Here is a 14467-nt window from a genome sequence, read left to right as displayed (position 1 = left end):
CGCGTTCTAAAGGCTGAGTAACCGAGACTGATCTGCATGATAATGGGGTCGTGAGGCGAAGAAAATATCGGAGTCATTGCATGGTTGGATGCCAAGGAAAGTTTGCTTGCCCTGCTAAGGCATCCAACATTCAGGAAAAGCGGCTACCAGCGCGACGAGAGTCCAAGCGTAACACGGTTTTCCGTATAGTCCCGGCCATTGCGGAATTGGTAGTTCAGATCGACATTGATGCGCTCGCTGAGAGATCGGCTTAATCCGGTGAAAACAGTTATTTCTTCGTCGCGGTTCGCGTTTTCTGAAACATTCGTGATGTCTTGATCGGTTTGCCTCCAAGACACCCCTGCGTTGCCGGAAGTTTTCGCAGTTAAACGGTGTTGGAAGTCGAGCGCGGCCTGAACCGCCGTTTCTTCATTCGCATCGCCCTCATATTCTCGCTGCACATAATCGACATTTAGACTTAAAGAACTTCTACGTGTCTCCAGTACATACTGACCGGATAGGCGATCTGAAAGGTAGACTCGGGCATTTGGCAAGGCGTTGTCAACGCCCAGTCTTCCGGCGTCGGCCGTGTTAGGTGTCAAGGGTTCGCCGAAAGGATCCTCGAACTGAAACACTGGATTGTTGACCACGTCGGACCGTGAAGTCGTCAATTCTCGGGAGTAAATTGCGGTCCATCTTGATCTCTTGCTTTGGTGGCTGAACTCGAAACTCGGAGTGGTTCCGTAATAGTGCTTGCCGATGCCCAAGCGAAAAGAGGTACGGGAGGTGGGAACCCAAGAGAGGAAAGCACCCCACTGGGAGCCGCTAGTCTCTTGGCTAGCCGCATAATTATTGTCTTCGTAACCGCCGCTAAGTTCGATGGTCCAATGGCGGGTGAGTTCATATCCTACCAAGATGGAAAAATTGGAAAAATCATCATCGCCGGAATCATACTCAACACGTTCTTTTCGCGCCTGAGTACTCCAGAGAGTTCGACCCGGGTTGTCAGCACGGGAGCGAATCTGAAAATCGGCTTCGTAGCTATAGCTGTCGCTACCCTCTCGGGAATAAAAGACCCCTGTGTTGGTGAGGCGAAGTTCCAGCTCTGCGTTGCGTCCTAAATTTGATCGTAATAAGGGTGAAACTGCATAGGAGTAAGTCGTTTGAATGTTATCCGTAGTGTTCTCAACATCGCCTCTGGCTGCAAAGGGATCGATAAACTCTTGCCTGGCGGAGGAGGTGAAATCAACAAACAGATGCTCCCTAAAAACTTCGGCTTCAGCATTTGCTTGTAGATTGTTGTCAATGCGGTTGTTTGACGTCTCATGAAGGTAGTAGAGCAGTCGGGGTGCGTAGGCAAGATCAACCGTCAGCCCAGATCCCTTACCCTGCAGGACAAAACCAGGCGACAAGGATGTAAAGAAATCCGAAGCAGGATTTGTGTCAGTCAGGTTAATGTTGTCGCTAAAACTGGTGTCTAGCGAGACTTGTTTTGAAAGTGTCCACTCAGCAGCCGGTATGTGAATTGAAAAGCCGGCAAAAAAAATGAAAATAAAATAGCTAGGTCGCCCGAAGACGAAGCGCCGATGTGTTAGTCGCGTTAAGGAAAGCATGATGGTCTGCAACCTTCTCAGGTAGCCCGCTCTCGAGACTCAGAAATCGACTCCGCGTCCGAAGCGGGACCGTACCCATACCCGTACCCATAACCGTATCCGGCGCCAGAACGATTGCCGAGACTTGGGCGATATTGATTTAGAATGAGGCCGATAATTTTATCGCTACCGAGTCGCGCAAGACCGTCCGCGACCGCATGATGAGTTGTTCTTTCGGCAGCGACAACCATTACAATCTGCCCCATTCCGTGGCTGAGTACGGCAGTCTCACTGGCAAGCAGCAAGGGTGGTGAGTCAAAAATAACAACACGGTCTGGATAGCGTTTGGAGAATTCAGACATGAATCTTGCCATTTGGTCGCTGGCTAGTAACTCAGTGGAGCGATCATGATGTCGCCCAGCAGGCAAAACGCGGAAATTTTGTAATTCCGTTTTGACCATGACATCGCTTATTTTGGTATCCGAGCCATCCAAAAGATCGATCAGTCCGGCGCGGTTTTCGATCCCAAGGCGCTTTGCGGCGGTTGGCTTGGCAACGTCACCATCCACCAGAAGCACGGTACGATCTTGCTCCATGGCGATACTCATTGCGAGATTAATCGCCGTAAAGGTTTTGCCTTCGCGGGGCAGCGAACTTGTGACCATAATAAGATTGGCATTGTCGACAATATCTGCCCCTTTCTTATCGACATTCATTAGCAATGGCCTTTTTATCAGCCGGTACTCCTCAGCAAGTTGGGATCTTTTTGAGTCTGGGGTTAGTATTCCATCAGGCCTAAGCTTTTCCCAGGGGAAAAAATGAATGTCTTCGCCGGTTGCTTGCTTGGAGGCGATTTCAACTGGTTGAAGTGGAGTTGTTCCGCGGCTACTCTGCGCTGTTTCCATACTAAGCAACGCATTGAACGGCCCTTCCTTGATATGCGATACAGCCTGCGTCTCTGCGACAGACGGAGATACCGCCATCCCTTGCGAAAAAGGTGTGAGTTCTGACTGTTTTTGCTTTTGAGCGGCGATCTTCGCGAGGCTTTTTTCGATTGTGCTCATGGTGTCGCCAGATAAATGATTCGTTTGGGAAAGTATCAGAGGAACCTGTCCGGTTATTATAAATATCAAGGGTTGCCCAAATACAACGAAAGACAATAATAATGAAAACGCACTTCTCTAAGGATCTTAAGCGAGAAAGCGTGCCGGTAACCCTGATCCAACAATGATGGTACCTATTGCTAATCCGAGAGAGAGTAAAAAGAATGGAATCCAAAGAATCCGCTGGTGCCGACGCTGCTTGGCATTCTGGACCAATGTAACCACTCCAAGAACCGGCAAACCCGTTGCCAGATACAAAAGGTGCCGATCATCGTAGATCGGGCGAAGGAGGTCGATAGCAAGTGCTGCGACAGCGCCGCTGCCAATAGCGACAATAAGCGCTGCGGCGGCAAGAAGTAGTCGGTTTGGTGCTGATGGTTGGTTGGACGCGTGTGGAGGATCAATAACGCGAAACTTTACGCCCTCTGTAGATTTCTCAACCTCCGTTGAAAGCCGAGCTGATTCCCGCCGTTCCAGTAATTTTGAATGCTGACTGGCGATGGTGTTGTACTCGCGGGTGAGTTGGGTAAGCTCAGCCTCGATCTTCGGAATGGAATCAATTTTTTCGGTAAGTTCAGAAACGCGCGTCTCATAGTCATTGACGCGGGCTTGCAAGGAGGCGACCTGAGCTTCCGCCTCATTGAGGAGAATCCTTAAATTACCGTAGACCGTAGCAGCTTGAACTTGAGCTGCTGGTTGACGATTTTCAGGGCCTGAGAGATTTGCGGCGGAACGACGTTTTAGGTCGGTAATTAATCGCTTGAGCTCTATGACGTCGGGGTGCCGTTCGGTGAATCGTAATAACAGGTTATCCAACTTTTCTTGCATCTCCGTGATTCGCGGGTCGGTTACATTTTGGTCGATGGATGTTCCGCCGCTCGCGTCGGCACGGTCATTTTCCGCTTCAATTTCCTCGCGTAGTCGGTCCCTGCGTTTGGTTGCTTCCTCCAAGGAAAGATTAGCGTCTTTTAGCGCATCCCTTGCTTGCTCAAGAGTCGCGTAATACCCAGTCTCGCCTGGGAGCATACCCGCATTATCACGTTTGAAATCCGCAAGGCGCAGTTCTGATTCTCTAAGTCGCTTTTCATAGTCAGCAATTTCTTCGTCAAGGAAGTCCCTTGCGGTTGTCGTGGCGGTTTGGTCACCGGCAAGGGCTTCTTCAATGAAAATCGAAACTAAAGCCTGCACCAGGCGGGTAGCGCTGTCAGGATCCAGATACTCAAATGATATGGTATAGATTGGAGCGTTACGGTCGCCGCTGATGCGTATTTTGTTGTTGAGTAGCGCAATCAGGTTTTCTTTTTCGTCATCATTTTTAATCCCTAACTCGAAGTCGCTCATTCGGATTGCCTTTTCCAAATTCGGTCGACTCAGGAGCACCTTGCTCATCAATGAGACTCGCTCCGCGAAATCTGGTTGGACTGTTAGACCTTGCAGAAGCGGTCGCAGAACGCTCTGTGTATCGACAAATAAACGCGCGGATGCACGGTATTCGTTAGGAATACTGGAGACAAAAATCCACCCACCGATGGCAACGACCCATGCAAGTGCAAGAGCTATCCAGCGATAGCGCCAAACGCCACGGAGATATCGAAAAATTTCAGCAAGGAGTTCGTGCAAGGGATGAGGTCCAGATAAAGTTATCCCAATTAAAGTGGAAAGGCTTTCCGATGCGCATGATCAGAAAGCAAGGGTCAAACTCTAGGTTAGAACCATGCCTCCGGGATGACAAGAATATCCCCGGGCAGTAGGCTGAAGTTTTGGGATATATCGCCGTCCCGAATGAGGTCGTCGATGCGCACCGAATATTCCCGTTGTTTCCCATCGATGAAGCGGACCAACACCGCTTTGTTGCCAGCGGCATACTCGGTCAAGCCTCCTACCTCAATCATCAGGTCCAGCAGTGTCATGTGTTTTCTAAATGGCACCGCGGCAGGTTTGGTCGCCTCGCCAACAACTCGGACCTGCTGTTGAGGCAGCCCAACAAAACCGTTGACGATGACGGTGACGATCGGAGCTCGGACATACAGGGCTAATTCCTTCTCTAGATCACGCGCGAGCTCCGAGGGTGTCTTCCCACTGGCGGGCATGTCTTCAATCAGCGGTGTGGTGAGCATCCCGTCCGGTCGCACGGGGACAGTGCCGGAAAGTTCCGGGATTCCCCAGACAAAAATATTCACGGCATCGCCAGGGGCTACCTCGTAGAAATAACTCTCCTGCACGCTCAGTTGGCGTTGATCGGGCGGTACCGGCGGATACTGACTCTGTACTGCGCAGCCAGAGAGGAGTGTCAGGGTGGAAACCGCTATGGTTAAAGGGCCTGACGCTCGGGATTCTTTGGGAAGGTCGCGATTTTTCAAGTGGGATCTCCCGTGAAGTGCAGCCTGCTCACTTTGGGTGCTGGCTCTCGATCGGTTTTTGTCCATACTTTTCAAGCAGGTTGTACAGTGTTGGCCGCGTAACGCCTAAAAGATTGGCCGCCTGCGAAAGGTTACCGTCGGCCCTTGCCAATGCCTGCTGGATCGCAGCCTTTTCAGCCTGCTTGCGAACCTCGCGTAGATTTAGGGTGGTCTCTGGTGTATCGATTCCATCCAAGGCGAGGCCGAGATCCTCGGCGGAAATGACGGGGCCGTCCGCCATGGCAACCGCCTTTTTAACAGCACCCTCGATTTCTCTGACGTTGCCAGGCCAAGCGTGAAGATCAATGGCTCTGACAGCCTCGGGGGTGAAGCCGCGATGCGATTTGCCAAAGTGCGCATTGTATCGTTTCAAGAAAGCCCGTGCGAGGATAACCGCGTCTCCCGGGCGCTCTCTGACGGGGGGGAGCTCAATCATGACTTCGCTCAGGCGATAAAACAGATCTTCTCGAAAGTGGCCGCCAGCGACCAGATCAGGGAGATTTCTATGGGTGGCGGAGACGATGCGCAAGTCGACCGAGATTTCATTTCTCCCACCAATCCTTTCTATAACATGCTCTTGTAAGAATCTTAGCAGTTTTGGTTGAAGAGAGATAGGTAAATCGCCGATTTCATCTAGAAAGAAAGTCCCGCCGTTCGCATGCTCGATTTTTCCCACGCTTTGGCCACTTGCGCCGGTAAAAGCACCTTTCTCGTGTCCAAATAATTCGCTTTCCAGTAACTGTTCGGGTATCGCGGCGCAGTTCACAGCGACAAATCGGGATGAGGCGCGAGAACTCAGGTTATGCAAGGCGCGGGCGAAAAGCTCCTTTCCCGTGCCTGTTTCGCCAAGGATAAGCACGTTTGCACTCGTGTCCGCAACCTTTTCGACATCGCGGCAGAGCGACAAAATGTTATCGCTATTCGTGATTAAATTGGCAAATGGCGTTTCGAAAAAACTGCCACCCTGTAATAGCTGATTCTCGGCTTCAAGCTCAAACAAGTTGCGAGCTCTGTCGATGACCAGCTTCAGCATTCCCGCATCGATGGGTTTGAGATGAAAATCGTAAGCACCCAGGCCGATGGCTTTCACGGCGTGGGAGCGATCATCATTGCCTGTGACAACAATAATTTTTGTTCCCGGAGCAATGGCAATCATTTCGCTAAGGGTACTCATGCCCTCGCTGACTCCGCCGGGGTCAGGTGGCAAACCGAGATCGAGGGTGACAACACTCGGTCGGTGTTTGCGGACATGCGCCACAGCCTCTGCACGGTTGCCTGCAATCAACACACGGTACCCATCGAAACACCAGCGCAGCTGACTTTGCAAACCAGGGTCATCTTCAACAATTAACAAGTGCGGTGCTGACTGACTCATCCGAAAATCCCCTCTTCGAGTGGTTTTGCAGGATGATCGGTTGCTTCCTTGGGGTTGGAAGGGCAGGGGAGACGAATTGTAAAAAGGGTGCCCTCACCTGGCTTGCTGTCGACTTGCAGGTCTCCGCCTAAGGCACGAATATATTCGCGACTCTCAAAGGCGCCAATACCCATTCCCGTCAGGCCTTTAGTCGAATCAAATGGTTTAAATAACCGATTTGTGACAAAGTCAGCAGACATGCCGACACCATCGTCGGAGATTTTGATGATGGCCGTCGCTTCCTCCCTCAGAAGTTCAGCGCTAACCGAACCATCGCTTGATGTTGCCTCCCGCGCGTTTTTTAGCAAATGCGCAAGTGAGGTGATCAAACGTTCCTCGTCGGCCATCACCACGATATCTTGATCAGCAACCTTAAGTACAGGAATTGGGGGTGTAGGGCAAGATCTGCTAATGGCCTCGGCAAGAACAGTGCTTATAATACATCGCCTCGACTCTAACTCGCGCTTGCCGTGACGGAGTTGCGTCATCAGACGTTCCATGCGGTCAACGGAGTTCTTGATTGTCAGAATAACATCGTCGATGAAGGCTGGATTATGCTTATGCTTGTCCGCGTTTGTCACAATCAACGACTGTTGTGCTAACAGATTTTTCAGATCATGTGCCACATAGGCGGCCAGTTGGTTAAAGGCTTCAAACTGTTGTGCGCGCATCAGTGCCCGGTCAGACTGGTATTGTGCCAACATGCCAGCGGCCTGCAGACCGGCGGTTTTCAAAAGGCTGCGGTCTTCCCAGTTGACGTGGCGAATGATCTTGGATCGGATAAGAGCAACGAAGCCGATTAACTCCGCGCGAAAAAACAAGGGAATGACTAACCAACAATCAGAACCTTCAAAAATCCATTCTGGAAGGTCTATCCCTTCATAGCGGTCCGGCTTGGCGCGTAGTTCTGCAAGGTCAATAATCCAGCCGGAACGGCTCATAAAGTCGACTAGGGGAGTCTCTAGCGTCAGTGGAGCTTGAGTCTCGACCGCGGCTGAGATTTTGTCGATTGGCTCAAAATTGCCTCGTTCGGTCTTGGCCCACAAGAGCCCGCCCGGGCTGTTTACAATTTCGGCCAGTGCTTCAACAATGGATTTGGGTGTTGAGTGACCGGTTGCTGCCAGGTTGTTAGTGAATCTTTGCCATTCAGCACGATAATCATATTTGAAACTAAAGAAATGTTCGCTCAGAAAAATCCTGAATTTCGCCCGAAGATGATTGGAGAAGAGCAGTGTTAAAAGAAACAAGCCCGCGGCGAAGAGGAAGGCAATTTGTAGTGTGGCGCCCCAGGCACCCGAAAATGCGCGGACATAATAGCCAGCCAGTGCCATGGCCATCAGGTAAACACCTGATCCAAGAAGGGTCGCGGAATGGAATACAACACTTCTAGAAATGTGAATATCAAGTGACCAGCTAGGATTGCGGGCCAGGGACACGGCGATGAAGGGAACGGCAAGGGCAGTGGCAAGCCCCCGTGCCTGCCATAAGTGCTCATCGATGCGCTGCAACAAGATTGTGTCAGAGAAGAAGAACAGATCGTAGGCGAAAATGGCTCCGATTCCGAGACACAGATGTTTGATCGCCCATCGCTGGGGCGATGGGTAGTTGCGAAAGACTTGTTCAACAAGCAGTAAACCAAGAATGGTTTGAAGCAGCCAAAAATAGGGCGAGAGCCGGGAAATTGCTGTTTGGGAGAAAACAGTTGCGAGGCTGGGAAAAGTGTCCGGAAGAATCACCAGTCCAAGAGGTGGTACCAGGGTTGAAGTAATGGCGACATACCAAAAAAGGCGTATTTTCCTAGTAATCAGTGGAGCCAAGGCAGAGGTCAGGAGAAAAAATAAACCAAGGTTGCGGATGGCGTCAGCAACTGGGATGGCGGCACTGATGATTGTAACCTGCCTGCTTGCCAGGAGCTGGACGCTGGCCCAAAGGAGGATGCCGCCAATTCCGATTAGGGCGGAAAGTCCTCGTAGTCGGCCCCGCCAGGCGGTGAGGAGCAATAAAAATAAGATACCGGACGGTATGAGTGCGGCGAGGTAAGTCAGGGAGGCAACATTGACCATTAAGTTGGCTCAGGATGCGGAAACAAAAAAATGAGGATATTCAGCCTGACATCAGAAATATGCGACCGGTATGCAAGAGTTAGAAAAACAAAGGGTATGAAAAGACTGCCGGGTCGATCATTGAAATGCTGATTGCAAGAAGTCCATCGCCGAGGATGCATACCTTGAAATCACCTCCATGAGCTCAGCCCGCGGCTGTGGATTTGACAGCAGCATGCCAGCCAAAAAGCTGATCAAGACAAGACTGAGGGCAAGAAACGCAATGACCAATTTACCTACACTGAAAGGTCGGATTATAGTGGGCTGGTCTTCTGGATGACTGGTGCCTTGATTCACAGTCACGGGAGTCTCGGCAGTTATAGGAGTGATGGGTTTTTTATCTGTGGATACTTCTTCCAGAGCGTCCGGCGTGGACTGCGCGCTCTCCGTGGCTGGGTACTCCGGATCCTCCTGTGCGGGAATAGGCGGCTCGGAATATGGATTCGCTGTTATCGCATGGGCGGTGTTCGGCCGTTGCTCGTCGGCTTGAGCTTGCAAATCCGCTGCTGGTTGTGGCGGCGCCTGATTAAGCGGTTTGTCGCTTAGAATTTGATTGACTGAATGGGTGCTGGGCTTTTCCGGGTAGAGCCCGTGGTCGATTTCAGACCAATGAAGGGCCAGGGATTGAGGCGATTGCTCGTGACTGGAACGGGGTGCCTGGACCAGGCCTTCTTCCTGGAGTTCTTGCAGCACCTGATATGCATCGTGTCTGGTGATTTCGACCAGTTCGAGGCTGAAGCCCCTCAGCAGCATTCGGCTGCAGATTTGGTTGATCAGCCGCGGAACTCCAAGACTGTATGAATAAACAGATTTGAGCACGCCAGGGCGAAATGTTGGTCTGCCTGTCCACCCAGCTTTCAGAAGCCGATGGCGAACATATTCGATTGTTTCCCGCGGGGTCAGGGCTTGTAGATGAGTCGCTGCGACGATACGCTGGTGGACTTGAAGCATTTCCGGTCGCCGAATCAAATCCAGCAAGGAGCTTTGACCCAGCAGAATGATTTGCAGCAGTGGTCGGCCAGCGCTTTGCAGGTTGGTCAGCAGCCGGAGTTCCTCGAGTGCTTGGACAGATAGGTCTTGGGCTTCATCAATGATTAAAAGAACACGGCGACCTGAATGATGTTCGCGATGAAAAAACGCCATTAACTCCCGCAACAGGACGGCTTTGGCGGTCGATTCGACCTGTAAGCCGAACTCATAGGCCGAGATGAGCAGCAGGGCTTCCGCATCCAACTGGGTGCAGTTGATGGTTGCCGTGGTGATTTCAGCAACCGGAAGGCGTGCCTGTAGGTCAGCGACCAGCGTTGTCTTGCCTGTCCCCGGCATACCGGTGACCATCACAAAACCCTCGCCGCGCACCAAGGCATAGTCGATGTAAGCCTTGGCTTTGGAGAAATGCTCGTGCTCGAAGGAAAATTGATGGTCTGGCGTCAGGCGAAAAGGGTCCGCGCGCAAACCGTAGAAGCTTTCAAACATAATGGTCGCGAGCTCTCTGAAGGGCCGAAGCTTTTTGCGGGTGAGTTTGGGGTAACAGCATTCTTGTCAGACGATTGATGTCATGGGTGCTGCCACTTCCGGTCGCGAGACTGACAGATTCTGTCATCCCTGGGTCGTGAGGTGTATCCTTGAATTCAGCAGGCTAGCAAGAACGCAGCCCCGAGCGCCGAAATTAAGATTGGCAGCAAATTTGCTTAGTATCGTGCTGACTCCTAAGCGGCCAGTGGCCAAAGCGCGACCAGAGCGCGACCAGAACAAGGAGCCCCTTACAACTCAGGCTCCCGCTCGGCCAGGCCACCCGAATATCCAGTCAGTCATCCATCTCGGAAGAGGGCATCAGAATGCGATTCAGCCTACCCAGTATGAAGAAGTCCGCCGATCCGGAATACTTAAGCCGTCGCTCGTCGGAATCCGTCAGACCGCCGAGTACCTTTCGCGAGCAAGTGATCTCCAATGTCTCGAAATGCTTACGTGAGTCAAATCGCACTGGTCCTGCGATTCAGGGCATCTCCCGCTAAAGCGCAAGGTTCGCGCTAACCGCTCAAGTAGCAGCCGGCTTCCCACTCCCAGATCCTAAACGCAAGACAGTCTTTGAAAAAATCTGGGAAGGCCGGCTGCCGACCTACTACTGATTCAGCCAGTCTTCCGCCTCTTCACGCTCTGGAAAATCCCCTGAGTTGGCCAGCACCTGTTCAACCAGCGTGCGAGCTTCTTCCTGCTCTCCCTGTTTGCTCAAAATCAGGGCTTTGTGATACAGCATGCTGGCATTGTCGGGTTTTTCCTGCAATGCGATGTCTATCAAGCGTCTTGCTTCGGCAATATCCTTGTTCGCGAGAAGCAGAATCGCAAGCGTATCGGCGATGTCGGCTGATTCTGGTGCGGCCTCGTGGGCTTGGCGTGCGTAGCCAAGAGCCCTGTCAAGGTCACTGTCTTTTAGTAGCCATGCCAGGTTGTTCAAAACCACGGCATTGTCCACGCCCGAGTCGACCAATGCCTGGTATTGCGCGATGGCTTGGTCGGTTGTTCCCGCGTTGAGTTCAAGCTGTGCGAGTTCAAAGCGAATTCGATTGTCTTGCGGATGCTCGGCGAGCCAGTTTTTCAGAGCCTCGCGCGCCCCGTCCATGTCATCCTGGCGAGCCAGGCTGCGAGCGACCAGAAGCAGACTCGCCGGCGTCGGTGACTGGTCGAAGATCTGGCGATATTTCGCCAAGGCCAGAGTGGAATCGCCACTGAGTTCCGCCAGCTGTCCCTCAAGGAGTAGCACATCATCGTGCTCAGCGCCAAGTTGCTCTTTGAGCGCGGCGATGCGTGCTTCCGCCTCCGCCGGGGCCTTCTCGGCAAGGGCAATGCGCACCAGGCCACGCAAGGCAGGTACGGATTGCGGCTCCAACCTAAGAACCTGTTTCAGCGTCTCGTTGGCAGGCTGTAAATCGTTGAGTCGAGCTTGGGTGTTGGCAAGCGCGAGCAGCACCCGGGTTTGGTCAGGCTGGAGAAGATTCAGGCTTTGCAGGGTTCGGACCGCGGATCGGAACTGGTTCAGGTTGATTTCCGCCTCGGCCTTGAGCGCGAGCAGGCGTGGTGAGTTGTCAAGGTCGATGCCCGGCGCCGAGACCAGCTCAAGGGCTTTCCCGGGTTGATTCTGGCCGAGATAAAAGGCACCCAGATAGAGCTTGGCCGCCGGGGATTCGGGATTTTTCTTAACGCCGTCGAGAAGAAAAGCCTCGGCCGCCTGCGGGTCGTCCTGAAGCAGGGCGAGCCTTGCCGAGCCGATTAGCAACTCAAGATCCGAGGGCTTTTGCTCCAGGGCCGCGGTATAGAGCGCCTTTGCCTGGTCAAAATCCTCGGCCTGCACCGCCAGGGAGACCAACCCACTGATGGCTCTGGTATTGCCAGGATCGAGCTCCAGGGCCTGTTGGAAGGCTGCAGTAGCCTGTTCGGGCTGTTGATCGCGCAGATAAAGCAATCCCAGCAGTGTTTGCAATCGCGCCGAGTCAGGCTGACGGCTCTCCAATTCCATGGCGGATTTCAGACCGGCTTCGGGATCGCCCTCGCGCACGTAGGCCAGAACCAGCTGCTCGGCGGCACTCCAAAGGGCGGTGTCCTGATCAAGGTTCAGGTCCGCGTTGACATCAAGCAGGGCGCGAAAGGCGTCATCGGCGCCTGCCAAATTGCCCTGCAAGCGGGCAAGATCACCTTGTATCAGCAGGACATCCCTGTGGTTCTCGCCCAGTTGCTCCTGGAGCGCGGACAGGTATTCGGCAGCTCCCGCGACATTTTGCTGTGCAATGGCCAAGCGTCCGAGCGCCAGCAAAGCGGGAGTGAACTCGGGCGCCGCCGCATGGGCTTGTTCCAGCGCACGCTTGGCGTCTTCAGTGTTACCAAGTGCCAAGTCCGCGCGCGCCTGTGCCCAAAGAACACGCGCATTGGGATTCTCCAAGAGAGCATTGAGAGTCTGCAGGGATTCGCGGGCGGCTTGATAATCCTCTAACGCGAGCTGCGCATCCGCGCGCAGCCCGAGAGCAGCGGCGTTTCTAGGGTCCAAAGCGACAGCATCGGCCGCGAAGGAGAGCGCTTCTCTGGCGTCGCCCTGCCGCAGGAAATAGGCTGACATGTAAAGCTTTGGTGCAAGCTCGTCGGGATGGCGCTCGAGCGCTTGATCCAGATACATTTTCGCCCTGTCCGCATCCTCCTGGGCAAGGCCCAGTTTCGCGAGCGATATCAGCAGGCTGAGATCCGCTGGGTGATGCGACAGGCTGGTCTCGAGGATGTTGCTGGCCAAGGAATAGTCCTCGGCCTGAACTGCCAGGGCGGCGAGCGCTTTACTCGCGGGGAGGTTACCAGGCTCGGTCGCCAGCGCCTGCTCGAATGCCGCGCGCGCCTGATCCAACTCATTCTGTTGCAGATACACAGCGGCGACCAGATTGTGCGCGTGCGCCGAATCAGGGTGCTGCTTTTGGTAGGCATTCGCGGTGTTAAGGGCTTCGTCCAGGTCGCCGGTGCGCGCCAGGCCGGCCACCAGTTTCTCGACGGCGTCGGTGGATTCCGGATTGCGCTCGGCCGTCTCGCGCAGCAGGCGCAGACCTTCCTCTTGGTCGCCCTGGTCGAGAAGAGCCAGCCCGAGGCGGGTATCAAGAGTTGGCGAACTGGGCGCGGCGGCCTGGACCTGGCGCAGAAAGTCCGTGCCCTCCTTGCGCTTACCTTGCATCATCAAAGCACTGGCGAGCAGATCCATGGCGGCCACATCGGCGCTGTCCCGGGCCACCAGGGTGCGTGCCATGGCTTCCGCCTCCTTGGCCTCGCCAAGCTGGAGCAGCGCCATGGCCAGCATCCGCTGAGCACCCGAGTCCTCGGGTTGAGCGGACAGGAAGCGCTCGAGATGAACCCTGGCCAGCCGTGGTTCTTCCAGCGCGAGTCGGGTCGCGCCGGCCAGGCGCAGTGCCGGAAGCAGGTTTGGGCTGGCGCCAAGGGCTGCGTCGATGCGTTCAATGGCGGGGCGATATTGCGCTTGCGAATATAACAGCAGGCCCTCGGCATAGTCGACTAGCGGATTGTTTTTGAGGGTTTCGCGCAGCTTGGTGATATCTTCCTGCGCACCCGTGTAATTTTCCTGTTGAATCCGGGTATAGGCGCGATTGAGCTGGGCGCGTGCTGCCGCCAGTGGGTCTTGCATGGCGGTGGAGAAGGCCGCTTCTGCCGCCTCCAGATTGCCGGTTTGGCGCTCGATTTCGCCAAGCAGCATGTTCGCGTCGGCATCCGTTGGCGCCGCGGCCAATGTCTCGTCAAGGACCTTCCGTGCCTGATCAACATCCTGCCGTGCGAATTGCACCTGAGCCATGGCCAGGTTGGCGGCCGGCAACGCCGGATCGGCCTCCATGGCGCTGGTCGCTTTGGCCACGGCTGCTTCAAGATCCCCGGTGGCGAGCAAAGCGCGGGACTGCAGGGCAAGTATCCGCGCCTGCTGGGTGCCAGGCGGCACATCCTCGCTATCGAGTTCAATCAATTTGGCATGGTCGCCGCTTTGCAGCCATGCCTCGGCCAGCCAGGGTTGAATCAGGGATGCCTCGGCGCCCAGATTTTGCGCGCGCTCCAGTTCCAGGGCGGCCGCGACCCCGTCGCCCTGGCGGACCAACACCTGACCAAGTAAGGCCCGTGCGTCGGCACGCTCGGGGTCTGCCTGCAGGGCATTTTTAAGTTCAATCGCGGCGGTGCGTAAATCCCCCTCGGCCAGGGCGGTTTGACCGCGGGCAAGGGCTTGATCTGGAGAAGCAGCGCCTCCGCAACCCGCTGACAGGAATGCAAGCATCAGTAGGAGCGGCGCCCCAAGAAGGAACGCCGGCCGAGGAGTCTGTCGCCGTGGTAAGAAAGCCTTCATGAAAAGTGC

General features: G+C 54.3%; 8 protein-coding genes. All 8 read right to left on the bottom strand.

What is annotated here, in order from left to right; genetic code table 11:
* Positions 1-143 precede the first annotated feature (143 nt).
* Positions 144-1592: a TIGR03016 family PEP-CTERM system-associated outer membrane protein gene (locus Thiowin_RS13610; protein WP_328983549.1), complete on the bottom strand. Its 1449-nt coding sequence runs from the start codon at positions 1590-1592 to the stop codon at positions 144-146.
* Between the two features lie 17 nt (positions 1593-1609).
* Positions 1610-2635, bottom strand: a complete 1026-nt coding sequence (locus tag Thiowin_RS13605; RefSeq protein WP_328983548.1) for an XrtA-associated tyrosine autokinase — start codon at positions 2633-2635, stop codon at positions 1610-1612.
* A 126-nt stretch (positions 2636-2761) separates the two neighbouring features.
* Positions 2762-4294, bottom strand: coding sequence for an XrtA system polysaccharide chain length determinant (locus Thiowin_RS13600; RefSeq protein WP_328983547.1), 1533 nt, complete (start codon positions 4292-4294; stop codon positions 2762-2764).
* Between the two features lie 86 nt (positions 4295-4380).
* Complete coding sequence (locus tag Thiowin_RS13595; protein ID WP_328988079.1) at positions 4381-4983, bottom strand: XrtA/PEP-CTERM system exopolysaccharide export protein; 603 nt, start codon at positions 4981-4983, stop codon at positions 4381-4383.
* A gap of 79 nt (positions 4984-5062) precedes the next feature.
* Positions 5063-6448 carry a PEP-CTERM-box response regulator transcription factor gene (gene prsR / locus Thiowin_RS13590; RefSeq protein WP_328983546.1) on the bottom strand — a complete coding sequence of 462 codons (1386 nt, stop codon included), beginning with the start codon at positions 6446-6448 and terminating at the stop codon, positions 5063-5065.
* Complete coding sequence (prsK, locus tag Thiowin_RS13585) at positions 6445-8550, bottom strand: XrtA/PEP-CTERM system histidine kinase PrsK (protein ID WP_328983545.1); 2106 nt, start codon at positions 8548-8550, stop codon at positions 6445-6447. The genes prsR and prsK overlap by 4 nt, the downstream gene beginning before the upstream one ends.
* 117 nt (positions 8551-8667) lie before the next feature.
* Positions 8668-10065, bottom strand: a complete 1398-nt coding sequence (locus tag Thiowin_RS13580; RefSeq protein ID WP_328983544.1) for an ExeA family protein — start codon at positions 10063-10065, stop codon at positions 8668-8670.
* Between the two features lie 646 nt (positions 10066-10711).
* On the bottom strand, positions 10712-14389 hold the full coding sequence (gene prsT / locus Thiowin_RS13575; protein WP_328983543.1) for an XrtA/PEP-CTERM system TPR-repeat protein PrsT: 3678 nt from the start codon (positions 14387-14389) through the stop codon (positions 10712-10714).
* Positions 14390-14467 lie beyond the last annotated feature (78 nt).

Source organism: Thiorhodovibrio winogradskyi, assembly GCF_036208045.1.
GTDB classification, from domain to species: domain Bacteria; phylum Pseudomonadota; class Gammaproteobacteria; order Chromatiales; family Chromatiaceae; genus Thiorhodovibrio; species Thiorhodovibrio winogradskyi.
The sequence above is the reverse complement of the archived record's forward strand: the minus strand, read 5'-3'. Positions and strand labels throughout refer to the sequence as shown.

What these genes read in the sequence shown, in the direction of transcription:
- Thiowin_RS13580 (WP_328983544.1), bottom strand. Translation starts at nt 10,065, where the DNA reads ATGTTTGAAAGCTTCTACGGTTTGCGCGCGGACCCTTTTCGCCTGACG.
- Thiowin_RS13610 (WP_328983549.1), bottom strand. Translation starts at nt 1,592, where the DNA reads ATGCTTTCCTTAACGCGACTAACACATCGGCGCTTCGTCTTCGGGCGA.
- Thiowin_RS13605 (WP_328983548.1), bottom strand. Translation starts at nt 2,635, where the DNA reads ATGAGCACAATCGAAAAAAGCCTCGCGAAGATCGCCGCTCAAAAGCAA.
- prsR (WP_328983546.1), bottom strand. Translation starts at nt 6,448, where the DNA reads ATGAGTCAGTCAGCACCGCACTTGTTAATTGTTGAAGATGACCCTGGT.
- prsK (WP_328983545.1), bottom strand. Translation starts at nt 8,550, where the DNA reads ATGGTCAATGTTGCCTCCCTGACTTACCTCGCCGCACTCATACCGTCC.
- prsT (WP_328983543.1), bottom strand. Translation starts at nt 14,389, where the DNA reads ATGCTTGCATTCCTGTCAGCGGGTTGCGGAGGCGCTGCTTCTCCAGAT.